General features: G+C 52.6%; 22 protein-coding genes. 15 read left to right on the top strand and 7 right to left on the bottom strand.

The features are described from left to right. Window positions 1-409: 409 nt before the first annotated feature. Both tyrS and NST96_RS19835 read left to right on the top strand, forming a co-directional pair. Window positions 410-1690 carry a tyrosine--tRNA ligase gene (gene tyrS, locus NST96_RS19840; RefSeq protein ID WP_003389179.1) on the top strand — a complete coding sequence of 427 codons (1281 nt, stop codon included), beginning with the start codon at window positions 410-412 and terminating at the stop codon, window positions 1688-1690. A gap of 161 nt (window positions 1691-1851) precedes the next feature. After that, window positions 1852-2319: a DinB family protein gene (locus tag NST96_RS19835; protein WP_003389180.1), complete on the top strand. Its 468-nt coding sequence runs from the start codon at window positions 1852-1854 to the stop codon at window positions 2317-2319. A gap of 91 nt (window positions 2320-2410) precedes the next feature. Here the strand turns inward: NST96_RS19835 and rpsD are convergent, their stop codons facing one another. Both rpsD and NST96_RS19825 read right to left on the bottom strand, forming a co-directional pair. Continuing rightward, window positions 2411-3010: a 30S ribosomal protein S4 gene (rpsD, locus tag NST96_RS19830; RefSeq protein WP_003389184.1), complete on the bottom strand. Its 600-nt coding sequence runs from the start codon at window positions 3008-3010 to the stop codon at window positions 2411-2413. 325 nt (window positions 3011-3335) lie between these two features. Next, on the bottom strand, window positions 3336-5642 hold the full coding sequence (locus NST96_RS19825; RefSeq protein WP_342404328.1) for a YcdB/YcdC domain-containing protein: 2307 nt from the start codon (window positions 5640-5642) through the stop codon (window positions 3336-3338). Between the two features lie 222 nt (window positions 5643-5864). On the opposite strand from NST96_RS19825, the gene NST96_RS19820 reads away from it, so the two are divergent. The 7 genes from NST96_RS19820 to NST96_RS19790 all read left to right on the top strand — a co-directional run bounded on the left by NST96_RS19820 (window position 5865) and on the right by NST96_RS19790 (window position 14693). Beyond that, window positions 5865-6446, top strand: coding sequence for a histidine phosphatase family protein (locus NST96_RS19820; protein WP_003389186.1), 582 nt, complete (start codon window positions 5865-5867; stop codon window positions 6444-6446). Window positions 6447-6472: 26 nt separating this feature from the next. Further along, the gene (locus NST96_RS19815; RefSeq protein WP_227277971.1) at window positions 6473-8743 is read left to right on the top strand and encodes a diguanylate cyclase; all 2271 of its coding nucleotides are present in this window, start codon (window positions 6473-6475) and stop codon (window positions 8741-8743) included. Between the two features lie 54 nt (window positions 8744-8797). Further along, a complete protein-coding gene (locus tag NST96_RS19810; RefSeq protein ID WP_031933111.1) occupies window positions 8798-9793 on the top strand; it encodes an MBL fold metallo-hydrolase in 996 nt (331 codons plus the stop codon). Between the two features lie 115 nt (window positions 9794-9908). Beyond that, the gene (locus NST96_RS19805; protein ID WP_003389189.1) at window positions 9909-10820 is read left to right on the top strand and encodes a hypothetical protein; all 912 of its coding nucleotides are present in this window, start codon (window positions 9909-9911) and stop codon (window positions 10818-10820) included. Window positions 10821-11326: 506 nt separating this feature from the next. Next, entirely contained in the window at window positions 11327-11944 is a 618-nt protein-coding gene (gene refZ / locus NST96_RS19800; protein WP_024982858.1) for a forespore capture DNA-binding protein RefZ, read from the top strand. A gap of 49 nt (window positions 11945-11993) precedes the next feature. Next, a complete protein-coding gene (locus NST96_RS19795) occupies window positions 11994-14489 on the top strand; it encodes a septation ring formation regulator EzrA (RefSeq protein ID WP_122957929.1) in 2496 nt (831 codons plus the stop codon). A gap of 6 nt (window positions 14490-14495) precedes the next feature. Further along, the gene (locus tag NST96_RS19790) at window positions 14496-14693 is read left to right on the top strand and encodes a hypothetical protein (RefSeq protein ID WP_003389193.1); all 198 of its coding nucleotides are present in this window, start codon (window positions 14496-14498) and stop codon (window positions 14691-14693) included. 290 nt (window positions 14694-14983) lie between these two features. Here NST96_RS19790 and NST96_RS19785 read toward each other — a convergent pair whose 3' ends face one another. Next, window positions 14984-16270, bottom strand: coding sequence for an NAD(P)/FAD-dependent oxidoreductase (locus NST96_RS19785; protein WP_003389195.1), 1287 nt, complete (start codon window positions 16268-16270; stop codon window positions 14984-14986). A gap of 66 nt (window positions 16271-16336) precedes the next feature. Beyond that, window positions 16337-17182, bottom strand: coding sequence for a GNAT family N-acetyltransferase (locus NST96_RS19780; protein ID WP_342404327.1), 846 nt, complete (start codon window positions 17180-17182; stop codon window positions 16337-16339). 168 nt (window positions 17183-17350) lie between these two features. Here NST96_RS19780 and NST96_RS19775 point away from each other — a divergent pair, with 168 nt between their 5' ends. Next, complete coding sequence (locus NST96_RS19775; protein ID WP_003389197.1) at window positions 17351-18430, top strand: M42 family metallopeptidase; 1080 nt, start codon at window positions 17351-17353, stop codon at window positions 18428-18430. 18 nt (window positions 18431-18448) lie between these two features. Continuing rightward, window positions 18449-18955: a hypothetical protein gene (locus NST96_RS19770; protein ID WP_003389198.1), complete on the top strand. Its 507-nt coding sequence runs from the start codon at window positions 18449-18451 to the stop codon at window positions 18953-18955. 116 nt (window positions 18956-19071) lie between these two features. Here the strand turns inward: NST96_RS19770 and NST96_RS19765 are convergent, their stop codons facing one another. From NST96_RS19765 to NST96_RS19755, 3 genes are all read right to left on the bottom strand, one after another. After that, window positions 19072-20484, bottom strand: a complete 1413-nt coding sequence (locus NST96_RS19765; protein ID WP_003389199.1) for an HD domain-containing phosphohydrolase — start codon at window positions 20482-20484, stop codon at window positions 19072-19074. A 110-nt stretch (window positions 20485-20594) separates the two neighbouring features. Continuing rightward, the gene (locus tag NST96_RS19760; protein WP_170208328.1) at window positions 20595-20732 is read right to left on the bottom strand and encodes a hypothetical protein; all 138 of its coding nucleotides are present in this window, start codon (window positions 20730-20732) and stop codon (window positions 20595-20597) included. 176 nt (window positions 20733-20908) lie between these two features. Continuing rightward, window positions 20909-22168 carry an MFS transporter gene (locus NST96_RS19755; protein WP_342404326.1) on the bottom strand — a complete coding sequence of 420 codons (1260 nt, stop codon included), beginning with the start codon at window positions 22166-22168 and terminating at the stop codon, window positions 20909-20911. 311 nt (window positions 22169-22479) lie between these two features. Between NST96_RS19755 and NST96_RS19750 the strand changes: the two genes are divergently transcribed. The 4 genes from NST96_RS19750 to NST96_RS19735 all read left to right on the top strand — a co-directional run bounded on the left by NST96_RS19750 (window position 22480) and on the right by NST96_RS19735 (window position 24559). Next, on the top strand, window positions 22480-22710 hold the full coding sequence (locus NST96_RS19750) for a hypothetical protein (protein WP_035979042.1): 231 nt from the start codon (window positions 22480-22482) through the stop codon (window positions 22708-22710). 160 nt (window positions 22711-22870) lie between these two features. Further along, window positions 22871-23182 carry a YtrH family sporulation protein gene (locus NST96_RS19745; protein WP_003389202.1) on the top strand — a complete coding sequence of 104 codons (312 nt, stop codon included), beginning with the start codon at window positions 22871-22873 and terminating at the stop codon, window positions 23180-23182. Continuing rightward, on the top strand, window positions 23179-23658 hold the full coding sequence (locus tag NST96_RS19740) for a hypothetical protein (protein ID WP_003389203.1): 480 nt from the start codon (window positions 23179-23181) through the stop codon (window positions 23656-23658). Before NST96_RS19745 ends, NST96_RS19740 begins: the two co-directional genes overlap by 4 nt. Window positions 23659-23782: 124 nt before the next feature. Next, window positions 23783-24559: a sporulation protein gene (locus NST96_RS19735; protein ID WP_003389205.1), complete on the top strand. Its 777-nt coding sequence runs from the start codon at window positions 23783-23785 to the stop codon at window positions 24557-24559. Window positions 24560-24682 lie beyond the last annotated feature (123 nt).

Raw genomic sequence — 24682 nt, 5'->3', positions numbered from 1 at the left:
GAGGATAGCGGGTCTGAGTTGACACCGTCGGGGCGTTATGCCAAAATAGCCTTATAATTTTTTGCGAGTAAAATGCAAAACAGCGTCGAACGGCGACAGTAGCAAGTGACAAGCGGATGAAAGGGAAAGTGGCATGGATCAGCCGGACGAAAGTGGCGGAGGATTCGGGCCGATTCCTGCAGAGAGCTGGTGGTCGGTGAAAATCAGCCCCTTGCACGTTGCGAATTACACGTCGGGAGCTTGCCGGTTATGCCGGACGGTGCAGGCCGTTATCCTGTATTCGAGCGGAAAAAATGAGCATTCTTCATTTTTTCAACTAGGGTGGTACCGCGGGTTCAATCTCGTCCCTATTTTGGGGCGGGATTTTTTTGTTTTTCACAAACTTATTTGAATAGGAGCTGTAACAGTGATGAGCAGTGAGCAAATCAATCAAACCAACGAAAAATTCACGCTGACGGAAGCGCAAAAGCAAGAGGTGGAGCGTCAGCTGGCGATCATTCGCCGCGGCGCGATGGAGATCATCCCGGAGGAGGACCTGCGCCGCAAGCTGGAGCGTTTCGTCGTTACGGGCCAGCCGCTGAAGGTGAAGCTCGGGCTCGATCCGTCCGCCCCTGACATTCACGTGGGCCATACGGTTGTCCTGCAAAAAATGCGCCAGTTCCAGGAGCTGGGCCATACGATCCAGCTCGTGATCGGCGACTTTACCGGCCGGATTGGCGACCCCACCGGAAAATCCGAGACCCGCAAACCGCTCACCGAGGAACAAGTAAAGGAAAACGCGAGAAGCTATGTGGAGCAATTCGGAAAGGTGCTCGATGCCAGCCGTGTCGAGGTCAACTACAATTCCAGCTGGCTGGCTCCGCTGACATTCTCCGAGGTTGTGGAACTGGCAGCCAAGACGACGGTTGCCCGCATGCTGGAGCGGGATGATTTTGAAAAACGGTACAAAAGTGAACAGCCGATTTCCCTGCATGAATTTTTTTACCCGCTGATGCAGGGATACGATTCCGTAGCGCTTCAAAGCGACGTCGAGCTGGGCGGTACGGACCAGAAGTTCAACCTTTTGATGGGACGCAACCTGCAAAAGGAATACGGTCAGGAACAGCAAGTGATTCTGACGATGCCGCTCCTTGAGGGCCTGGACGGCGTGCAAAAAATGTCCAAAAGCTTGGGGAACTACATCGGCGTCAACGAACCGGCCAACGAAATATACGGGAAAGCGATGTCTGTGCCGGATGAGCTCATGCTTCGCTACTACGAGCTGGCTACGGACATGAGCAATGAGGATCTGGAGGCGCTCCGGGCAGGGCTGGCAGACGGCAGCGTTCACCCGCGCGATGCGAAAATGAATCTCGCCAAGACCTTTGTCCGGATGTACCACGGAGAGGAAGCGGCGGAAGCGGCGGAGAACTACTTCAAAACCGTATTCCAGCAGCGGGCGCTGCCGACGGACATTCCGGAAGTAAAACTGGACGCAGCCGCGTATGAAAATGGCGAAGCGGGTATCGTCAACCTCGTCTTTGATCTCGGACTGGCAGACTCCAAAGGGGAGGCGCGCCGGATGGTTCAGCAAGGAGCTGTCAAAATCAACGAGGAAAAAGTGGCGGACATCAACGCCAGTGTGAAGCTTGCAGACGAGATGGTCGTTCAGGTCGGCAAGCGGAAGTTTGCCAAAGTGAAGCTGGGGTAGTTGAAGCGTATCATAGAATGGTTAGAGAGCTCCTGCGTTGTATTCCAAAGCACAGCGCCGGGGCTTTTTTCTTCGGGTCAGCTAAAACGAGGAATCGGCAAGGTCGCCGTGGAAGAGAAAAAGGGGAGTCCGAAGACTGTCGGAAATGGGAGTGGAAACGCATGGTGAAACGGCTGATCGAAGACTACGCAAATGGAAGTGAAAAGCTCCGCAGGTCCATCCACGGACTGACTACAGAGGAAATGAGCTTCAAGCCGGGGCCGGAAAAATGGAGCATCCACGAGATCATCGTACATATTTGCGATGCGGAGATCGTAGGCGTGCAGCGGATGAAGAAGGTATTGGCAGAAGACCGGCCGCTCCTGACCGGGTATGATCAGGATGCCTGGGCGCGTTCTTTGGGTTATTCGCAGCAGAATGCCGAGCGGGCCTTGCAGTTGTTCCAGTTGCTGCGTGAGGAAATGGCGTCTGTACTGCAGCGGGTGAAGGATGAAGAGTGGGGGAGAGAAGGCATTCACACCGAAGCGGGTCCGCTTTCGCTGCTGCAGTTGTTGGAGCGCTATGTCAACCATGTCCATGACCATCTGGCACAAATTGAGCGGGTAAAAGCGGCATATGCCGCCCGTTAGCCCTTAAATTCGGAAAGCACTTCTGTAAAGGCTGCGGAGAAAACAAAAAGAGCAGGCCAGTAATGGCACTGCTCTTTTTTTATCCGAAAGATTAACGGCTGTAGAACTCAACGATCAGAACTTCGTTGATTTCAGCAGGCATTTCTTCGCGGTCTGGCAGGCGGTTGAACGTACCTTCCAGTTTGTTGTCGTCGAACGTGATGTAGTTCGGCAGGAAGTTGCGTGCTTCCACAGCATCCTTGATGATTTGCAGGTTGCTGGATTTCTCGCGAACGGAGATCACGTCGCCTGGTTGTACGCGGTAAGAAGGAATGTTAACTTTTTTACCGTTTACCAGGAAGTGGCCGTGGTTAACGAGCTGACGAGCAGCAGGGCGAGTTGGAGCCAGGCCCATGCGGTATACCACGTTATCCAAACGGGATTCCAGCAGTTTCATGAAGTTTTCGCCCAATACGCCAGCCATTTTACCGGCTTGCTCGAATGTGCGGCGGAATTGCTTCTCGCTAACACCAAACATGTGGCGCAGCTTTTGCTTTTCTTGCAGCTGGATACCGTATTCGCTCAGTTTACGACGGTTGTTGTGACCGTGTTGACCTGGAGGAAAGTTGCGTTTAATGTCTTTGCCTGTACCATCCAGGGAAATGCCCAGACGACGAGCCAGTTTGTGACGAGGACCTGTGTAACGTGCCATGTTTTCATTCTCCTTTAAGTTGGATTCGCAGGTGTTTACTTCCGCGAGGCTAGTTTCGTCTTTAGCTACACGAACTTCGGACGGTAGCATTTCCGCATCGTGCTCCTTGGCAGGAGTTCAGCCGCAGCCTGCAAGGGACGAAACTAAGAGGGTCTACCTCCCGTTTTTACCTACAATCAATGCCACCCTGTACACATACAATCAATATTATCTTTTCTTTTAGGAGAATGTCAAGAAAAAATGGGGAGTTGCCTTGTTTGCAGCACGCGGCTGTCTGTCTCTTTTGCCTCTATTTTCTTCTCGCCATGTCCTCTTTCAGTGGCTCTCAGAATCGGGGATTCTCGTCCAGCTTGCTGCGCACCTCCAGGAATCGCGAAAAGGCGATGGCCGCATCGGCCCGGGAAACGGTGTCCTCCGGATGGAATTCCTGGCCGCTTTTCATGATGCCCAGCGAAGTGACAATCACGATGGCCCCACGATTTTTTGACTTGGCGATATCGGTTAGGTCGGACTGGAACATGTCCGAGTAATCCGCCAGCTTGCGATATCCAAGCGCCCGTACCAGCATGTCGGCCAGCTCTTCACGGGTGATTTTCTCGTCCGGCCGCAGCGAGCTTACATTTCTGTCCAGAAGCCCGCGGTCAACCGCAGCCTCTACGGCAGCAAAATACCTGGATGTATTGGCCACATCGGCAAAGCTTGCCTTGCGTTCCAGTGAGATGCCAAACATCCGTCCCTGGTTCAGGCTGATCATCAGCATTTCGATCATTTCACCGCGCGTAATCTCTTTTTCCGGCATAATCTTTCCGTCAACAAGGGAGAGCGCATCGTACTCGTACATCAACAGCAGTTCCTTCTCGGCCTTGTGTCCATCCAGATCGGAAGGCGGAGTGCGATGCAGTTCAATCGTTTTCCCCGTCGCCGTGCTGCGCCATTCCCCGGATAAGGCATCGAGGAAGTACCCTTGCTCAAGCGGAGTGGTCGTCATGCGGTAGACCAGTTTGGCCTTTTGCTCCGGCAGAGGGGCGATTTCGACACCACCCTTTTGTTCCAGCGGTTTTACCGGGAGCTGCTCCAGCATGTAAACAGCTTCCGGCTTCGCTTCTTTCAGCCAGGCTTCTGCTGCTTTGTCGGCTGAGATGTGATCGCCGAGCCGGGATGGATAGCTTTCCCGTCCAAAGTCGAGGTTGAATGACATCAGCTCGCCGCTTTTTTTGTCGTAGGTAAGATGGGCCGATCCCGAAGCTGCCGCTATGCCGTTTACCAAGCGGAGGAAGCGTACGGTGTAGGACGTGTCCGGCTGCTGTTCGCCCGTTTCTTCTTGCGGCGGATCGAGATAAAGCCGGTTGGCCCAGGTGGGCGCGAATTTTTTCAAGTCCTCAATCGCTCTCTTTTCGATTGCTTTTGGATTCGTCTCTTGTTTTGTAGCGGCCGCCTTCAGGGTATCAGGCAAATTGGTGTAAAAGCTGTACACATCGCCGGTGATGGCATCGACCGCAGCCGAAGCAAAAACCTGCTTCTCTTTATTTTCAAAATCGAGATTCCAGACTGGCCTGTTGCTGCGGTGGTCGCTTTCGCTGTAATTGGCAGAGCGAAGTGCATAGCCTTTCAGCCCAAATACCTGATCGACCAGAGAGACGGCTGCATCCTGACTGAGCGGTTTTCCGGCATTGCGAGGCGACAACGGCTTGCTGCTGGCCGGAACAGGCTCTTCTTCTGGCTTTGCCGGTTTCAGCTGGGGCGTCAAGAGAGTGCCGTCCGATCCGTCCAGAAACAGTTTGAAGGGATTGTCGTAGGCCAGGATCGGCTTATCCCTGTTTTCCCCTTGGGCTTCCCAAGGCACTACGTAGGACAGTGTGGGCTTCAGCGCTTTTTGGAAAAGCTCGGCCGCCTCTTCGGAAGATATCATTTTGCCAGGGCTTTCAAAGGTGACGTCATCGTTCCAGGAAACCGAGTAATTGGTCACCTTTCCAGAGGAGTCAACGGTAATATCCACAGAGTTGTCCGGGAACGGAATATCGTCCACGAGACGGACAAAGCGAAACGCATAGGAAGCGTCTGCATTCAGCGGAGTTTTTTGCACCGGCTGATCGTCATGGTACAGTCTCGTCTCCTTCCATTTCGACGGAACGTTGGCGGAGAAAAACTCCTCTGCTTTTTTCCGGGCGTCGTCATACGAAATGCGGTTGGCGTAATCAGGCTTGGATGCGTTCCTGTTGTACGATGAAAAGGACGTCAATTCTCCCGTGTCGGCGTTGATGCCCACACTGTAGGAGTGTTCGATTTCCGCATCGTTCTTTGATTTTTTTACCCAGTAAAACGTCCATTCCGGAAATGCCCGCCAGGGATCGGCAGAGCGGAAGGAGACGTTGTTGAGCTCCAGGCCGGCGGTCGAGACAAATTTGCCGGCAATTTTCATAGCCGCGTCTTTCGAGATTTTTGCCTTGCCTGATTGCGCCGAAGCAGGCTGGCCAGCCGACCCTTTGGAAGCAGGCATGGCAGGAGAGGCTGCGCTGGCCGCGTTTGCGTCTGCGGGCAAAGCTGCTCTCGTCTCCCCGTAAGCAAGCGACCCGGGAGCCAGCAGGCTGGCGGTCAAGAGAATCGATCCGGAACGGACCAACAGTGTTTTCATAATTTATCCCCCCAAGTTGTATCTGACATCTTGCCACTACAACTTCTGACGCAGGGAAGAGAAGCGGCGTTTCAATAGATTGGAAGAAAAACAAACGGAGGAGGGGAAAAATGGGAATTTTGTCCTGGTGCAAAAGCGAATCGTTATGGAATTGCAAACATTCATCTTATATAATAAATAAAGAGTTGTGAATACAAGCAGTACGGCTGAGGAGGAAACGCATTGCATACTGTCATCTACCTCGTTCGCCACGGAGAAACAGATTGGAATCTGGCTCGCCGAATTCAAGGCCACAGTGATATTGCCCTTAATGAATCAGGGAGGAGCCAGGCTCAGAAGGTAGGTGTCCGCTTTCGCGGTGAGACGATTCACGCCGTTTACGCCAGTGATTTGGCCCGCGCACGGGAAACAGCCCAGTGCATCGCCGAGAATGTCGGCTGCACCGTTTCCACTCTGACTACCTTGCGCGAGCGTTGCTATGGAGAGTGGGAAGGGCTGACCTATGAAGAAATCAAGGTCCGTTTTGCAAATATGGACGAGACAGCGTGTGGAATAGAGACGTTTGAGGATATGCAGCAGCGCGCGGCTGCCGCGTTGACCGAACTGGCCGACCGCCATGCGGGAAAAGCGATTGTCGTCGTTTCTCACGGCGGGCTGATTAACAGCTTCCTGCACGGTGTGACAGGCGGCCAGCAGGGAACAGGAATCACCCGAATCGACAATACGGGGATCAACGTGTTTCATTACGTTGACCGGCGATGGGAAGTAGTTACAGTAAATGATACGGACCATTTGGAAGACTGACAAAAAGTGGAGAGAGGGAGTATTGCGTGTCAAGTAAAATGTTGGGGAAGTTGGAAACGGTCTTTTCCTACATGGCCCACTTCATGCTGCTATCCTGGCCGGAAAAGCGCCCGGGCATTCTATTCTTGACAGATTCAGCCGGAATCCTGGTATCGTTCATGGAAATGCAGGTCGGCCAATCCTGGAATCCCAACAAACTCTGCCTCCAGGCGGGCAATAAGCTCATCGACGAACCCCACTCTCCTGTCTCCCAAGCGTTGCGTACAGGAGAGATTTCCGTACAGAAATCCGGAGACGGCGATTTGGTTTGGGGAGCGTTTCCGTTAAAGGAGCATGACGGCCGTATCAGAGCGGTGATTGGCATGGTCGCGCCTCAACAGGAGATCGAGTTCGAGCTGGCTTCGTACATGAGGGGGCTGGAAGCGTTGATTCGGATGGGCTATGACGCATATATTCAGCATGCGACGAGCGACATCATCATGAAGCTGAACCGCCATGAGAGTACGAAGGACCTGCTGGAATGCTTGATTCATCAAATTGCCGAAATCATCCAAAAAGGCAGCGTATCCGCTGTAAAGCTGACCGAGGTCGGCACCCTGATCGTGCCGGAGTATTTTACGACGCAGGCAGTGGATGGAAAGGGATGCCACATTACGCAGTTGGCTGCGCGTTTTGCGGGAGTGCCGCTGACCCCCTCGGTGGAGGATGGCTATCGCACCGTCATCCTGCCGATTACTTGTGAAGGAAGACCGCTGTACGCCCTGTTTTTACATCTATCTCCCGAAGAACGAGAAACGTATGACGAGCGGGACGTAGCATTTCTGCAAGAGGTAGGCGAAAAGGCGAGCTACGCTCTCAAAAGAACGATGGTAGCCGACGACTTGCGAAGGGATGCGAGCAAAAAAGATCTGCTCTATCAATTGATGACCAAGATCCAGGCGTCAATCGATGTAAATGACGTACTGAACGAAATCATCAGCAGCATCCGATCCTTGTATCCGCACGCCGTTGTTGACCTGTTCCTCACCGTCGAAACGAATGCGACGACACCGGTTAAGCCGCTCTCCTTCCAAGACGAGGATTGTTCCACAAGCACACGCGCCTATCTGGAAGGAAGCCTGGTCATGGACTACGAGGAGCGGGATGGAGTCACGGTAGCCGTGCTTGCCGCACCACTGCTAGGCAAACAGGGCATTTACGGGGTATTGCAGTTGACTACGGACAGGACCGTTTTCTTAAGTCCACATGAGACGGAGTATATCTCGATTTTGGCTGAGACGGCGGGAAAAGCTTTTGAAAACGCCCAGTTGTATCAGCAATCCCGCAATCTTATCAGAGAATTGCGTTTGATTAATGAGATGGCCAGACAGCTGAATCGAAGTCTGAATTTGCAGGAAATCCTCGACTTTGTAACCAAGATGCTGCTGGAGACCTTTTCTACCGAATTTTGCGCCATTTTACGCAAGGAGCAGGGAAAGGAAACCTTTGAAGTGATTTCTTCTTCCCATCCCGAGTGTCAGGGGCGGATTATCCAAGCCGGAGAAAAGCCGATTTCCGAAATACTATCAAGCAAGCAGGCCCTGCTGCTCGTACAACCTGGCTCCGGGCCGCTGTCCTTCTCCTTGCTGCCTTGTTCATCCGTGACGCCGATTGCGTCCCTGATGGGTGTTCCGCTGGTCGTTGAAGGCGAACTGGGAGGCGTCCTGATCGTTGCTGATTCTCGCCATCATTTCTTTAGTTTTGACGATTATAAGCTTTTGGAAATTTTCGGACAGCACGCCAGTTTAGCCATGACCAATGCCATGCTGCATAACGAAGTGGAGCGGATGGTCATCACAGACAATTTGACCGGGCTGTACACGCGGCGCTATCTGAATGAACGCGTCCGGGCCTCTCTCGAAAAGGACGGCTTTGGCTCGTTGATTCTGATGGATATTGACTATTTTAAAGTCGTCAATGATACATACGGCCATCAGGTAGGGGATGAGGTTTTGATCCAGGTCGCCAATCAGATCAAAAGCCATATCAGGGAAAGCGACATCCCCGCGCGCTGGGGAGGAGAAGAGCTGGCGGTCTATCTGCCCCGGGTAGACAAGCTCACTGCACAAGCGATCGCAGAGAGGATTCGCTCTTTTGTTGAAAAAGAGACTTCTCCAAAAGTTACGATCTCTTGCGGTCTGGCCAAGTGGAGCAAGGAACGAAACAGCGATATCAGTGTGGAGTCCCTGTTTTATCAGGCGGATATCGCTTTATACGAGGCAAAAAACAAAGGGAGAAACCAGGTTATATTAGCGTAGGAGCCGTCTGGGCTCTTTTCTTTTGGAGAGACGACGGGAAACAGGAGGGCTACAATGACGACAGAACGTCCAAACAGACAAGCGGCGGAGGTGGCAAAGGGGGTCTATTTATTGGAAATCCCCACCCCGTTTTCCGTTGGTCCGGTGAATCTATACGTGATCAAGGGAGAGCGTCTGACTTTGGTTGACACAGGTCCGCTGACGGATGAGGCGTGGGAGACTTTCGTAGCGGGTCTGAAGTCAATCGGCATCCGACCGGAAGAGATCGAGCAAATCGTCCTGACGCATCATCACGTGGATCATTGCGGACAACTGGAGCGGATTCGCCGGGTATCGGGCGCATCTACTCTCGCTCATCCGCTGGCCATTCCGTATGTAGAGATGGACGAGGACTTTTTATCCTTTCACGACCGCTTTTTTTATGATCTGTACAAAGAGAGCGGCGTACCGAACGACAAGCTGATCATCATTCAAAAGTACCAAAAGCTGATGATGACCTTCTCGGAGCGAAGCCGCATTGATGTACCGCTCAAGCACGAACAAACCGTTCCCGGCCTTCCCGGGTGGCGCGTTTTATACACGCCGGGCCACTCCCAAAGCCATCTTTCCCTGTACAGGGCGGAAGATCGGGTCATGATCGCAGGCGATCACATCATCAAGCGAATCTCGTCCAATGCGTTTATCGAACCGCCCCGCGATCAGTCGGCGGCGCGTCCGCTGACCCTCGTCCAGTATCGGACTGCACTGCAGATGTGCGCGGATATGGAGATTGATTTGGCATTGTCCGGACACGGGGAGCCGGTTGTGGGCCACCGCGAGCTGATCTTGCAGCGCCTGCAGAGAAATTGGGAGCGGACCGATATGCTGCGGCACTTGCTCGCTGAAGGGGAAAAGACCGCATATGAGCTGACCGCCATGCTATTCCCCATCCTGTATGAAAAGGAACTCCCTTTGACGCTATCCGAGACGTTGGGACATATTGATTTGCTGACGATCCTGCATCAAGTGGAATGCAGAAAAAAAGAGGGGGTTCTCTATTACTCGTTGTGAGTGAATGAAGGTAAAGGGACGCTCTCCGGCTGCCGGATCTCTCAAGCAGAATATCAAGCAGAATAAGCCTTTTCTTCCTCGGAAACCCTAATGGCGACGAAGAGGAGGGACGAAGATGCGCAAAGGATGGAGCATCGTGATGCTTGCCCTGCTTTGTGGAGGCCTGACCGGCTGCAATCAGATGGGGGTCAAGCAAAATGCGGATTCCGCTTTTGAACAGGTCCGTGACCGTTTTTCAGAGCAGCAGGCTTTTGCTTTTCACGGTACGACCAAGCTTGTGACAGGCGATACCGCCAACGGCAACGTAGTCAGTTTTTCCGGACGAAAAACAGGCGATGACATGCTGATGAGAGTCGATTTTGCCGTTCCCGAGCAAAAACAGGCGAAAAGCGTGTCGCTGCTGAGCAAAAATGAACAGATTTACGTTCGGACAGAAGGAAGCGCCGGTTGGAAAAATACAAGCGGCCAAGACACGGTCTTTCGCCAGGAAATGAACAACTGGGATCCAGTGTTCGCTATGGAGCAGATCAATCAAATGAAGAAAAGCGTACTGCCCCTGCAGGATCGCGCCCCAGAGGATGACATCGAAGCAGTGCGGATTTTGATGGACTCGACGAAACTGAAAAGCTGGCTGGCGGAGCAGATGAAAAGTCAGGCGAGCGCCCGGACCCAGTCTCATGCCGGCGGCGCTGCTGTCTTGCAGACAGAGGCAATTCACCAGCCTCGTTTGAAATACGCGTTGACGCTCTCGGACGGAACATGGAACCGGCCGCGGACGGGAGCCACGATACAGGCGACCGAACCGCCAGTGGACGAGATCATTGACCAGATGGAGCTGGAAGCGGAATACACCATTTACTACAACAAAAATACGATGCTCCCGACCAACATGACGATGTCCATACGCTCGGAATACGATATGAATGACCAGCGAGTCCGCGAGTATACGCAGGTGGAGACATACCTCCAAAACTACGGACAGGCCATTCCGGTACCAGACCCGACTGCGGCGGGGGCCACAGGGTAATTGGCTTTATGCGGGCAGCTTTCCGTATACGTTCACTCTTGTGCAAGAAGGGAGAGTGGACGTTTTTTTATGCGGACAAATTCAGCCGGTAGTGTCATACGATCGCAGCTGTTGCAATAGAGATGGCATAGTTTAGCTCGCCACCGTCTTCGGGAATATCGTATGTAACGATTGACGGGACTTCAGCGTATTTCTTCATGGAAAAGCTTTTGGTCCTTTCCTTCGAGGTTGAAAATCTTGTGCCCTCTGCTCTATAAGGACTGCGAAAAGAAGGGCGGCAGGGAAAGTGTGACCAACCAGAACTGTCGGATAAATCGTTGTAGTGCATGCAGGTTTCCTCTGTCATACTTTTATCATACTTGAAATTTCTGCAGGAGGAATCCTGGAAAACTTTGTCGAACTACTAACAAGACTATCTTTTTATGGCGAATGGTCTGTAAAATGAAGTAAGATACCTCCTCTGCGACCTTCATCGGAATGGCGGAGCGAGGAAAGGGGCAGGCAGAATGGACCAGACCAAATTGCGCATTTTGTCTGCAGCAGCAACCCTTTTTGACCAAAAGGGGTACCATGGAACCAGTGTCAGACAAATTGCTGAAGCAGCCGAAGTGAATGCCGCCCTGATTTCGTATCACTTCAAAGGGAAACAGGGTGTTCTCGAAAGGCTGATTTCTTACTACTTTGAAACCTTGTTTCAACAGCTGGAACAGCTCGAGGAGAGCGAGAAAGACCTTCTCCCGATGGAAAGACTGGAAGGGGTCATCCGGCTTTATGTCACATTTCAAAGCGAGCACGCGGCAACGACAAGGCTGATCCAGCGAGAGCTGAGCGTGGAGTCGATGTTGGCCCGTGAAGTGATGACGCTGTATATTAGCCGCTGGAAACACGGAATCGCAAAACCGATCGAAGAAGGGATTGCGGCCGGCGTTTTTATGCCTGTGTCTGTGGAACACGTCCTCTTGATGACAGCAAGCCAATTGATATATCCTTTTCTCCATCCCCAAACAGTGCGGGAGGTTTACTATCTGGAGCCTGCTTCGGCAGAATTTGCAGAGTGGCTGCTTGCCGAAATCATGCGTTCTTTGCATGGATGGCTCTGTTTGCCTTACAATCAGCAAAAGTAAAAACAGCTTTGCCTACAGGGAATTTTGACGCTAAGGGGTTGTCCTAACCGTGAAGAAGAAATGGATCCTGCTCTGCCTTGCAGGAATGATGTTATATAGCCAACCGGCATTGGCCGCGCCTTTCCCGGATAAAACGGATGCAGTCGTACAGGACGCAGGAAAATATACGAAACCAGAGGATCAGAAGAAACTTACAGAGGCAATCAAGCAGCTGCCGGGTACATACAAGGTCGTCGTCGTCGAAAGCACGCAGCCAGAGGCGCAAAGCCCAGACGAGTATGCACAGAAGCTGTACGACAACTACAATTTGCCGGAAGATGCGATGATGATTGTGCTGGATATCAATACCGAACAGCTCGGTGTTTATGCCGGTCCTGCGCTCCAGGCGAAGGGTGCCAGCATGACGATGCTGCATGACAAGGTGACGGCTTACTATGAGCCCTTTCGGAATCAAAAGGATTACTTGTCCGGCATCCAGACGTTTCTCGATGAGGTTGCCGCTGAACTAGACAGACAGCAAAATCAAACGCAGCCTGCCAATAACCCTGCTGCAGATGAAAGCACGCAGGAGGAAAAAGCCGAAAAGCCTGCTTGGGCCAAGCTTCCTTGGTGGTTGTACGCCATTGGGGCCGTCTTTGCAGCTTTGTCTGTCGGTCTGATCTACGCGATGATCAGACGCCGGGCCATTTTTGCCCAAGTGGATGATGTAGAGGATTGGAAAGACGAGCTTGTCGAGAAAATCAACGTAATGGAGATGGACAAGCCGCTTCGCCGGGCTTCCGGAAAGACGGAAGAGAAGTACATGTTCCTGGCAGACCGCAAAGAAAATCTGCTGCGAAATCGCATACCGGATGTCGATATGATGATACTTGACGCGGAGGAAGCATGCGACCGCTTCCGCTTCAAGCTGGCCTTGGGACTGCTGGACGAGGCGAGAGAGACGTTGACCTCCATCGAGCAGGAGCTCAATGACTTAAAACAAGACACCGTCAAAGTGGTAACGACAAAAAAAGAAAGCAAGCTCGCTATCCCGGAAATCGGCAAACAACTGGAGCAGGTGGAGCGCCGCCTGTCCGATCTGCGTCTGGAGTACGGATTGTCGTTCCATGAGCTCAAGGCCGGACTGGATGAGGCCTACGCCATTCGCACCCGAATTAAAGAAGTGCGGGCAGACGGCGACGATGTCGCTGCGTACGATCTTACCTTGAAAGCGCAAAAGATTTTGGGCAGGATCACAGATGCGATCGATAGCATTCCGAAATGGAACGAGCGTATCCGCAAAGAGCTTCCCGAAGAGTACCGCCAGTTGGAGGAAGGAATTGCACAAGCGGCAAGGGACGGATACGATTTGAACCGAAGTGTGCTGGACAACTCTCTCCTGCAGGCAAAGCAGCTCATGATGGCTGCCAAGGCTGCTTTGGAGGAAGGGAATCTGGAGATGCTGGAGACCCACGTGAAGGCATTTGAGGTTCTGCTTGACTCGACCTGTCAAAGTATCGAAGAGGCCATCCTAACCGAGCGAAATGGAGCCGCCTCCGCTCAAGTGGCAGCGGCTGCTTCCCCGACTGCTTACCCGGCTGAAGCAGAGTCGATGGAACCGGAGATTATCGGTTTTGACATAGAGAGATCTGCTGTCTCTACTGGTCACCAAGAGAAGGCCGGCCAAGAGAATACGATCGAAGAACATTCAGAGAGGGAAGGCAGTACACAAGCGGCTCCTCCAATCAGCCAGGAAGCACTTGAGACGATGGCTGCAGCAGCACCTTCTGTCGAACCGGATGTGGCCCGTTTGCAAACGGAGCCGGAGATCATCGGTCAGGTTTTGCCTCCGGTACAAGAGATGCGGGAAGAACGGCCTTTTGCAGGGGCTGCCAATGAAATAAGCGGCGCGGAGCGGGCAGAGCTGTTGAACAGTGCCGTTGACAGGAAAAAGGACAACGCCGCAGCTCCCAAGCGTCAAGAACCGGACTATGACGAGGACGACGAGGAATACGAGCTCGTGATCCCGAAAATGGCTTCGGATTGGCAGGAAGAAGAAGCGGAAGAAGAGGCGGAGCGCCTGGTGATCGAGACCGAAGACGAGGCGTTGGATGAGCTGGAACGCATCTCCAATGCATTGGTCCGGATTCGCCAGCAGATTAAGCGAAGCTATTTGCCGGGTGTACCGGAGCATTTGAAGTACTTGTTTGAAGACATTGTGCAAATTTTGGCCCGCATCCAGGCAGTTATGGAAACGTATCGCTATGACATCGAGGAAGTCGCGATGCTGATCAACGATGCCAATGAGTTGCTGCTGGAAACGGAGCGTTTGGCCGAGCGGACGATTTCCGACTGCCAGCAGGCGGAGGGGGCCATCCAGTACACCAATCGCTACAGAAGGCAAAATCGGCAGGTAAACGAACTTTTGACAAAGGCCGAACAGGCATTTCGCCAGCTGTTGTTTGCCGAAGCGTTCCAATTGGCTGAAGAAGCCCGCCTGATCGTGGAAGGCGATCCGGAAGAGACGGAAACGCGCTGGCTGCTGCGGCGCAAGAAGAAGGGGTGAAGCAGCTTGCTCCTGCCCATTTTCCTCCTCGCCGGCGGGATCTTGCTGATGATCCAGCCGCGAACCAAGCGGTGGCAAGCGCGTTTGCTCGCCCACTTCAACGGAAATGAACAAAAGGTCAAACAGAGAGCAAACACCTTCTTTTTGTTAGGGTTCGCGTTTATCATGGCAGGACTCGCCTTATTGTATCGTGTGACAACATGATAATCGCAAGAAACACGGCTTCGCCTTTCAGTGGCGAAGCTTTTTTTGCGCGGTGCCCATATTCTCAATGCGTACAAGCGGAAAAGAGCGGTTTGCACACAAAAAAAAGAACGTCGACTGTTGGATCGACGCCCATCTAGAAAGATAAAGGGAGTAGAGGTGTGAGAATCGGAATCCTACTGCTAGGGGGAGTAGAAATCCATTCACTCTTCTTCGAAAAAGAGTACCCACAAGCTAGTTTCCCCGTATAGAAAAAGCCTAAACCTCTTCGAGAAAAAATTGTAGAAATTTTATCCGCGTTTCTCCAGCGCAGCTTGGGCACTATGCGTACCAGCGACATATCCCGAGGAAAAAGCGATGGTAATGTTGTATCCGCCCGTATGAGCATGGACGTCCATCACCTCTCCCGCGAAGAAGAGTCCCGGCATCAGCTTGGATTGCATCGTCCGTGGATCGATTTCCTTGACGCTGACACCTCCACCGGTAATAAACGCTTCCTGCAAAGAAAGCGTGCCGGTGATCGTCAACGGAAACGCTTTGATCAACTGGGCGAACTCTCTCCACTGCTGTTTGCGCATGTGGCTCAGCGTCGTTTCTTCGGAAATGCCCGCCATGGACAAAAGAATCGGGATCAGTCTGTCCGGCAGATAGCCTTTGCAGACGTTTTTCACAGCCTTTTTGGGCTGCTCCTCCAACAAGCGCCAGCTCTCTTCGGCAACTTCGTCAAGATGCTTGTGAGGCATCAGGTCAATCGTCAGAGGGAGCGGGACCTGGCCGTGTTTCTTCTGGGTGACGGAGACATAGTGTCCCAGACGCAGGGCAGCAGGGCCGGAAATGCCAAAATGGGTAAAAATCATGTCGCCTTCCTGCGTACTGACCTTCTTTTTCTTTTTCGGATCATACAAAGTCAATTCCACTTCGCGAAGCGACAAGCCCTGCAGCGATTTGTCCCGGATAAAGGAATCGGCAGCAATCAGCGGCACTTCGGTAGGATACAGGTCGGTAATGGTGTGACCGGCATCCCGCGCCCATTCGTAGCCATCTCCAGTAGAACCTGTCTGCGGAACGGAGCATCCGCCTACCGCGATTACCACACAGGGTGCTTTCAGATGCTCGCCGCTTTTCAATAGCACGCCGTCCGTATGGCCGTTCTCGTACAGCACTTTCTCCACGGGACTGTTTAAGCGAAGCTCGACACCCTGGTTTTTGATCCGCTCGATCAGAGCGTTCGCCACCGTCACAGCTTTATCGGTGACGGGAAACATGCGCCCGCGGTCCTCTTCTTTTAAGGCAACGCCCAGCTCTTCAAAGTACCGGATAATGTCCTGATTGTTAAATTGAGAGAGTGCGCTGAACAGAAAGCGTCCGTTTCCGGGCATTTGCTTGATCAGCTCGTCCAGCTCCTTGGCATTCGTAACATTGCAGCGGCCGCCTCCGGAAATGATCAATTTGCGTCCGAGCTTGTTGCCCTTCTCCACCAGACAGACACGGGCCCCCTGGGAAGAAGCGGCAATGGAAGTCATCAGTCCGGCGGGACCGCCGCCAATGACGATGACATCGTAGTGACTAGCCTTCATCAGTTCTCGTCCTTTTTTCTTAGGGTATGATTGTACGTCTATTGTAGCACAGGAAAAGGAGCGAGCCTATTTTGCCCCGGCAAGCCTCTCACCTTGCAGCACGTCTTCAAGGGAACGCTTTTCCAGAATGTAAGAGGCGGTCGACTGCTGCCGGCAAATCCCGGTTACGATGTACCCTTTGGAAAAGTAGTGAGTGAACAGCTCGCGCGTGGCTTCCCGCCAGGCAGCGGCTGCTCCCATATCCGCCTGTTTGACGGCCTGGAAGTGCGCAGGAACAGGAAGCGACAAGCGCTCCTCCGATTGATCCAGATGTATTCCTGCTGGCTGCACGACACCGTTTTTCTCCTGATAGAAAAGGACGGCCGGAAGCCCGCTGGCGTCAGGTCGAACGCTTTTGCCGGCGTGGTGCTGCATGACGCGGTCGCTTGCGATATGCCAATCCAGTAAAAAACGGTCGGTCGGCAGACCCCGGTTCATATCATCTGCCAGTTCTCCGTAGCAGTTTGGAATATAGCGATGAACCACGCCGCCCAACTTGACCAGATTCAGGTAGGCATTGACCGTCTCAAGCGGGTCGTAGGTCCAGGTAATCCTTCGGTAGCCCTCCGCCAGTGCTTCGCTGCGCTGCATCCATTTCATCTGCACCCCCAGGCCTTGCTTCCGGTATTCAGGCAAAAAGCCGAGCATATGCGAGCAGAGATGCAGCTCCTGATCCGTGTGGCCGGGAAAGCTGTAGAGAAAGCCGATCATGCGGTCGCCGTCGAAGGCGCCAAGAAACAATCCGCCGAATTTGGCCAGTGTCAAGGTCATATGGCTAGGAACGACAGATGATTCGCTCCAGACTGCACTCTCCAGTTCCTCCAGCTTTTCCAGATCCGTTTTCTCTGCCAATTTTCGAAAGGTAATATTCATCGGCGTGCCTTCCTTTCCATTCCGTATCCATAGCATGTGACAGTTAACCATTCGCTCCGGGAATTCGGGATTCCTGCACATCGGGTGTTGCAGTACGGGATGGCAGGTTGCATCCCGGCAGTCCCTGATCAATAATAAAAGGGATGTACGAGAGAAGGGGGTACTGGTATGGAAAACCAGTTTCAATGGAACCTATGGAAGCGACTGACGGAAGCACCGGGCGTATCCGGCTTTGAAGGGCCTGTGCGCGCGATTATGCGGGAATACATAGGAGCATATACGGATGAGATTGTTCATGATCGTCTGGGAAGCATGTTTGGAGTTATGCGCGGCAACGAAAATGGACCGAAAATTATGGTCGCCGGACATATGGATGAGGTCGGGTTTATGGTCACCCGCATTTCGGAAAAAGGATTTCTGTCGTTCCAGACCGTTGGCGGCTGGTGGGGACAGGTTCTGCTTGCTCAGCGGGTACAGGTGATTACGCCGCAGGGAGCGATCGAAGGGGTCATCAGCTCGATCCCGCCGCATGTACTGAGCGACGACCAGCGCAATCGCCCGATGGATGTCCGCAACATGTACATTGACATCGGGGCCGATTCCCGCGAGGAGGCGGAAAAAGCGGGAGTTCGTCCGGGGCAGCAGATCGTTCCGGTATGCCCGCTCACCCAGATGGCCAACCCGCGACGGATCATGGCAAAGGCGTGGGACAATCGCTACGGCTGCAGCCTCGCTGTCGAGCTGGCCAAAGAGCTTCACGAGCATCGCGATCATCCCAATGTAGTCTATGTCGGAGCGACCGTGCAAGAGGAAGTCGCGGGTACACGGGGGGCCAAGACCGCGGCCGGCATGATTGACCCGGACCTGTTCCTGGCGGTGGACGCCAGTCCGGCGGGCGACATTCCCGGAGTAAGAGAAGGCGGAGGAAAACTAGGCGGCGGCGTTCTGATGCGGCTGTATGATCCGATGTACATCATGTCGCCCAACCTGCGCGATTTCCTCATCTCTGTCTGTGAAGAAGAAAACATCCCTTACCAGATCTACATCGCCAAAGGGGGCACCGATGCGGGCGTCGTCCAATATCATGGCACAGGGGTACCGTCTGCGGTGATCGGCATTCCGTCCCGCTACATTCACAGTCATGCGGCAATCATCGACCGGGATGACTATGAGGCAGCGAGGAAGCTTCTCTTTGCCGCTGTAAAGAGGCTTGATAAAGCGACATATGAAAGCATCCTGCCGCGATAGGGAAGGAGGAACAGGACGATGCAGGCCATAACCCTTTATGTAAAACAGCAGGGTGAACAGACCTCGTACGAGTACAACATTTACGATAACAAGTTTTCGCCGAGCAATCTGGCTGTGCGGAAAGTGTTGATGGCCATGCTGGAAAGCGTCCGTCAACGCCTGACCCATCTGGAAATCGAGTACAATGATCAGATGCTCGCTGACAATTGGGGGGCAAAGCGTTCTGCGGAGTGGCTGGTTTTTTTGGGGGCGACGCGAGACAGCATACGCGAAAACCGGAGCGGCGATGTGATTGTCAGCAGACAATTTCGGGCTCCGATGACGGCTGAGCGGTATGATTTCTTTTATACGCTGACCGATATTTCCACGTTTCCGCATTATCGGCTGCAGGAGAACGAGACAGACCGGATTGTGTTCTACTTCTCCCGCTATCTGCAGCTCATCGCGCCGCAGGAGGAAGCCGAAGCTTTTCTCGCAAAGTTGGAGGAGCTTCATCTTCCTTATAAATTAGTTCGTTTGGATTAAAAATTCCCGATTGCCAGCCCGGCGTCGAAAAACAAAAGCCATTTAGCCGTTTCCTTTGGCCAAATGGCTTTCTTTATGCTCAAAGCAGCAAAAGAGTATGGATTTCGCACATCCATTCAACTGCTGACGCGATGGATATAGGGCATTCCGTTTTTATCATGAATCCGGTCAATCATTTCAGTGACTCGCGAGATGTGGTGAGCATGGAAGAAGGTTTCTTCTGTCATGCACCGAAAAAAGGCAGCCACTACTTCCGGGCAAAATTGTGTACCGGCATTGCGAATAATCTCGTCGCAAGCTTTGGAATAGGAGAGCCCTTTTCGGTATGCGCGGGAGGATGTCATGGCATCAAACGAGTCTGCGACTGCGGCCACCCTTGCCAGCAGCGGAATTTCCTCGCCCGCGAGCTGATCAGGATACCCTTTTCCATCGTAGCGCTCATGATGATGGCGTGTTATGCATAAAATGGCGTCAATTTCAGCGGAGTTTTGCCTGCCTGCATCGGCGTACAGCCTTTTCAACAAAGCCTCGCCGCGTATCGGATGAGATCTGATAATTTCATACTCTTCATCTGTCAGGCGGCCCGGTTTTAGCAGTATGCTGTCCTCAATGCCGATTTTGCCAATATCGTGAAGAAGTCCGCCTGTGTACATCGTATCCAACGTTTTTTCATCCAGGTTCATGCTTTGGCCGATGACCCGCATGTAAAAAGCGACTCGCTGGGAGTGGCCCGATGTATACGAATCCCTTTCCTCCAAGGCGACGGCCAATGTTTTCAAAATGCCTTGATTGGTCTCCGCGAGCTGTTGGCCGCGCAGAGTGGAGCTGAGCAGCGCCTTGTCCTTCCGCTTCGTGTTATAAAAAAGAAATGCGGTGATCAGATAGCTGCCAAGAACCAATAAAACCAGTAAAGATTTCAACAAGGAAAGCTGATGGTAGAAGTCCGACTCGGCTGTGGTCAGGCTTACATGCCAGTCCCACTCGGGAAAATACCGTGCTACGGCGATTTTCGTGTCGCGCGTCTCGGTAGTCGGGTCCAATGACGGGTATGTAATAACGGTTTTTCCTTTATGCAGCACTTCACGAACAAGTGTCCGCCCATCGGCATCGGACAATTGAAACATGTTTTGCCCTTCCAGATGCGGGTGCACGAGCAAGTTGCCTTGCGAATTAAAGACGATAAAGGCATCTCCCGAACTCAAGGTCAGCTCCACATCGTTGGTATTGCGGGTTCCGTCCGGGAGCCTGGTTCCGGCCAACAATTTCTTGGCACTCTCTTGAGCCTCTGTGCGAGTTATCGAGTTGTCTTTGACCCGTTTGTCAAACAAGCTCAGTATCTGGAAGACGGAGTTCAACTGTCGGTCCATCGCCTGTACTTCGTTCTGGTAGTAGAGAAGCTTTGTCTGGGAGTAACCGAAGAACACGATTACGGAAAAGATGATAGGAAGCAACATAAGGAACAATGGATAAAGGCGCGTTATGGTCGTTTGCGTCGTTTTCGAAGGCAAGGCGCTACGTCCTTTCCGCAATTTGGTATTCTTCCTCCTCATAATAGGCGAAATCGCTTTAACCTTCAATAAATTCACGAATGATGTCGAAAAAAATAGAGGAAGGGATGGTGATCGCCATCCCTTTCAAGTCATGTAGAAGGGCGGTTTGGTCCCTCCAGTTTTTTATTCCCGTACCCCGGCTGATCATTTTGCACGGAACGAGGCTGTCTGTTGTCTTCGCTTCGTACCTCTTGGTTATTGGAGAAGCGCTTTTTCGATTCGTCCATCATGACCTCCTAGAAAATCCACTGCTGGCGGTTAGATGCCCGCCAGCGTGCAAACTGTCGATCCTGGATGTTGTCCTCAGCCTGTATGAGCAGAGAAGACAGGGGGATGCGCTGAAGCAGTTGCACCTTTTCCTCCTGAATGGGGGGACCATCTTGTTGTGTCCGTTCATCCATCTTTATTTGACACGCTCCTTTTTAGGCATAAAACGGGACTGGATCGGCCCTGCGGCCTCGCTTCCCTGCTTGTGACGCGGCATGGCGTAGAGAGCGAACAATCCCATAACGACAGCGAGAATGATTGTCGTAATGGCGTACACCACCCACGGATAGGGGCTCTTGACCCCGCCCAATCGCTCTACGAGTGTGCCGCCAACAGTTGTGCCGATGGCGGTGCCGATACCCGATACAAAGTTGGCAATCCCGAAATACGCCCCCAGCCATTCCTCTTTGGCAAAGTGACCGACGAGGCTGTCCTGCACAGGCATCAGAAGCATTTCCCCGATGATGAACAGGACGGCAGCAGCGCTCAGCGTGGCAAAGCGGTCCGCGAACCCGATGCCGAACAAACCGGCGCCTATCATCAGGATTCCCGCAACGAGCGATAAATACGGATTGATTTTCAGAAGCACAAAACGGGAAATCAGCCCCTGAAGCAGCACCACACTTACGGAATTGATCGTCCAGATCAGCCCGATCAAATGAGCGGAATGCAGCACGTACTCGCCGCGCAATGGCAGCACCAGCGTGAACTGGGCATAAAAGGCCCAGATCAATAGAGAGAGTCCGGAAAAGAGCAAAAAGCTCCGATGCCGGAAAATATGCCGGTACTCCGATAAGGACGTGCGTTTGCAATCAGGTCCGACGCAGCGGTCGTTCGGCAGGGTAAACAGGATGCCGGCAGCAAGCAGCAAAAAAACAATCGAGGCCAAGACAAACGGATACAGATCCTTGGTGGTCATCCAGGTGATCGTCAGGCCCGCGATGATAATGCCGAGGTGAGCGAAAATCCCTCTCCAGGAAAAAGCTGCGGTCCGCTGGGTGTTGTCTACGGTGTCAGCGAGCAATGCTTTGATTGTCGGTGCCAGAAATCCAACTCCCAGTCCGTTCACACCTGAGAAAAACAGCAAGGCGGCGTAGCTGTCGCTGTAGTGGTAGCCGAGCATCGCAACAGCCTGGAGCAGTGCTCCCGCCAGCATGATCGAGCGCCGGCCGAGACGGTCGGACAGAGGACCTCCCAAAAGGCTGCCCGCCTGATACGCGATACTGCCGACACCGAGAATGATGCCGACCTGTCCGAGAGAGAGGGCACGGGCTTTTTTTAGGAAAATGGGAAAGATCGGCACGATCAGAAAGGAGGCCAGGTGCATGAAAAAAACCAGGACGAGCAGCAGTGCAAATATTTTGTTCCGCCATAGCTTTCCTGCCGCAACGGTCATAGAGCCGCCTCCTCTTTCGTTTCGGCAATCTTCCCCTAGTATGCATGTTCCCGTAGCCAGTCTATGCACCCGAAAATAGGCGAGAGCGGAATTGAAGGGATAACAGGCTTTCGTCCAATCCAACGGGTGCCTCTCGACATATACCTATACTGTAAAAAAACTGTGGGCATACATGGTGCAAGGTTGCGTCAACAAGGAGGGACAAACGTGAGAGGCTTTTTTGCAAATCACGAAGGGTTTGAAGTAGTGATTTGGATTCTGGTGATCATCTTTCTCCTCTCCATTTTCTTCGACGAAGGGATCGATTAAAGGTGAGTGCATACCGTCCGATTCGCCGGTTAAACCGCTATTACAAAAGAAATGACGGGTTTCGATCCTGGGTTAAGGCTAATGAACAGTGGTTTCGGGAAAATCCGGAAGTATTCCAGCAGGTTCTGCACAATCCCAATATGGTCAATCTGTTCATGGATCTGATGATGATGAACTCCGCGCAAATTCAAAAGAGACTTCGGCGAATGAGGGGACGAGGGAGAAGAGGCTGAGGGCTGCATACAAAAACGGCGTGTCGCTGGCGGCATGCCGTTTTTGCGTGTGTGAGAGCCGTTTGGCTGGGAGCCATATAGCTAGGGACATATAGCCTTTCATATTTGTCCAGCCTCCGGCGTAGGGATAGACTAACGCTGTCAAGCCGGAGGGATGGAGATGGGGCAGGTCATTTTAACCTTTTTTGTGGCGTACGGCATTGTGGTCGGCGGTTCCCTGTGCGGTGGATTGGGCGCTTTTTTAAATGAAAAGCCGCCGCTCTGGTCCATTCATGATTTGGCTGACCAATTGAAAATATGGGGCCTTGTAGGTGCCTTGGGCGGAACGTTTGACTCCTTTTTGCAGATCGAAAAAATCCTCGCGGGCAATTTTTCGCCTGTGTTCAAACAGCTTGTCATGATCGTTGTCGCCTTCCTCGGGGCACATATGGGGACGATTTCGATTCAATGGCTGGTCCAGGTGCGTTCATGAAAATAATGTTGTGGAAGCGTTACGTAGCTCTCCTGCTCATAGGCGCCATTCTCGGCGGGTCGGGAATGCTGTTTATTTACGGCAGGGAAATGGAGCAGATGATGCTTGTCAAGCGCAGTCTGGAACTGCTGAACGAAAAGCTGATGGAGGAAAATCAGAGCTTGAAGCAGTCGGAAAAAGTGGCCCGGAGAAAACAAGAGGTGGTCATCGATGAGATTCGGGTCACCGTCCTGGATTCAAAGCTGCATGAAACGATTCAACTGCAAATGACAAGGCAGTTGGAAAAAGACTTGGCTTCCCTGAAAGGAAAAAAAGTCGAGCAGGTGGCAGAAGTCCAGGAGATGCTCCATGAAATGCTGCGGAGAAGAGAGTACATCATCGAAGGAACGATGGTCGAGGTGCGCGTCAAAACGGTGGCGATCAGCCGGATTCTCCACTTGTTCGTGACTGCTGAAGTAAAACGCGAGGATATATGAAGATCGGGAAATCTATTTTCGGCAGCGAAACTTTTATTGCGACCCGCCGTATAAAAGGTACAGAAGCTTCTCACTGCATGAAAAAGCAAGGCAATCGATGCGTTGGTAAGGGGAGAATGAGTCCATGTCAATGTTTAAAAAGCTGTTGGCAAGCGTAGGTATCGGGGCTGCCCAAGTAGATGCCCGCCTGGAGAACGATTCGTTGATCCCGGGAGAATGGGTAAGAGGTGAGGTCCACATCACAGGTGGCGATGTTGCACAGGATGTGGACGAAATTTATATGTACGTCGTCACGCATTATGAGCGCGAGGCAAATGATCGCAAGGTAAAGGAAGAATGCACGCTCGGCAAGTACCGTCTTTCTGAACGGTTCGTGCTGAACCCGAAGGAAAAGAAGGTCATTCCGTTTTCCTTCCAGCTTCCGTACGAGACTCCGCTTACGATGGGACGGCAGCCTGTGTACCTGCGTACCGGACTGGACATTAAAAATGCCATCGATCCGGGAGATTCAGACTTCATCGAGGTTCGGCCGCATCCGCTGATGGAAAAAGTGCTGGACGCGATTCAGTCTCTCGGCTTTCAATTATTCAAAGTGGATTGCGAATACAATCGTCATCTCGGGCGCTCTTACCCGTTTGTGCAGGAGTTTGAGTTCCGTCCGACAGGCCCCTACCGCAGCCGACTGGAGGAGCTGGAGGCCGTCTTTTATTTGAAGGAGGGAGAACTGGAGGTTCTTCTGGAAATGGACAAACGAGCTCGCGGTTTTCTGGGAGCCTTTCAGGAAGCCTTCAATCTGGACGAACGCTACGCCCGTTTCCGGCTGACCCAGGCTGATTTGCATCGACCGGTCTCGGCGATTGCCGAAGGGATCGAAGAAATCATCCGTCGGAATATTCACTAGCAAAAGGCCAAGCCACGCTCTGAAAAAACCAATACGCATTTGACAAAAACACGCGGGAGTGTGAACGGCACCCCATTTGTTAGGCACAGCTAACATTTGGAGGTGCAGTTCAATTCCCGCGTT

Source organism: Brevibacillus sp. FSL K6-2834 (assembly GCF_038592925.1).
Taxonomy (GTDB): Bacteria; Bacillota; Bacilli; order Brevibacillales; family Brevibacillaceae; genus Brevibacillus; species Brevibacillus borstelensis.
The sequence above is the reverse complement of the archived record's forward strand: the minus strand, read 5'-3'. Positions and strand labels throughout refer to the sequence as shown.

What these genes read in the sequence shown, in the direction of transcription:
- tyrS (WP_003389179.1), top strand. Translation starts at nt 410, where the DNA reads ATGAGCAGTGAGCAAATCAATCAAACCAACGAAAAATTCACGCTGACG.
- NST96_RS19835 (WP_003389180.1), top strand. Translation starts at nt 1,852, where the DNA reads ATGGTGAAACGGCTGATCGAAGACTACGCAAATGGAAGTGAAAAGCTC.
- rpsD (WP_003389184.1), bottom strand. Translation starts at nt 3,010, where the DNA reads ATGGCACGTTACACAGGTCCTCGTCACAAACTGGCTCGTCGTCTGGGC.
- NST96_RS19825 (WP_342404328.1), bottom strand. Translation starts at nt 5,642, where the DNA reads ATGAAAACACTGTTGGTCCGTTCCGGATCGATTCTCTTGACCGCCAGC.
- NST96_RS19810 (WP_031933111.1), top strand. Translation starts at nt 8,798, where the DNA reads ATGACGACAGAACGTCCAAACAGACAAGCGGCGGAGGTGGCAAAGGGG.
- NST96_RS19805 (WP_003389189.1), top strand. Translation starts at nt 9,909, where the DNA reads ATGCGCAAAGGATGGAGCATCGTGATGCTTGCCCTGCTTTGTGGAGGC.
- refZ (WP_024982858.1), top strand. Translation starts at nt 11,327, where the DNA reads ATGGACCAGACCAAATTGCGCATTTTGTCTGCAGCAGCAACCCTTTTT.
- NST96_RS19785 (WP_003389195.1), bottom strand. Translation starts at nt 16,270, where the DNA reads ATGAAGGCTAGTCACTACGATGTCATCGTCATTGGCGGCGGTCCCGCC.
- NST96_RS19780 (WP_342404327.1), bottom strand. Translation starts at nt 17,182, where the DNA reads ATGAATATTACCTTTCGAAAATTGGCAGAGAAAACGGATCTGGAAAAG.
- NST96_RS19775 (WP_003389197.1), top strand. Translation starts at nt 17,351, where the DNA reads ATGGAAAACCAGTTTCAATGGAACCTATGGAAGCGACTGACGGAAGCA.
- NST96_RS19770 (WP_003389198.1), top strand. Translation starts at nt 18,449, where the DNA reads ATGCAGGCCATAACCCTTTATGTAAAACAGCAGGGTGAACAGACCTCG.
- NST96_RS19760 (WP_170208328.1), bottom strand. Translation starts at nt 20,732, where the DNA reads ATGGACGAATCGAAAAAGCGCTTCTCCAATAACCAAGAGGTACGAAGC.
- NST96_RS19755 (WP_342404326.1), bottom strand. Translation starts at nt 22,168, where the DNA reads ATGACCGTTGCGGCAGGAAAGCTATGGCGGAACAAAATATTTGCACTG.
- NST96_RS19745 (WP_003389202.1), top strand. Translation starts at nt 22,871, where the DNA reads ATGGGGCAGGTCATTTTAACCTTTTTTGTGGCGTACGGCATTGTGGTC.
- NST96_RS19740 (WP_003389203.1), top strand. Translation starts at nt 23,179, where the DNA reads ATGAAAATAATGTTGTGGAAGCGTTACGTAGCTCTCCTGCTCATAGGC.
- NST96_RS19735 (WP_003389205.1), top strand. Translation starts at nt 23,783, where the DNA reads ATGTCAATGTTTAAAAAGCTGTTGGCAAGCGTAGGTATCGGGGCTGCC.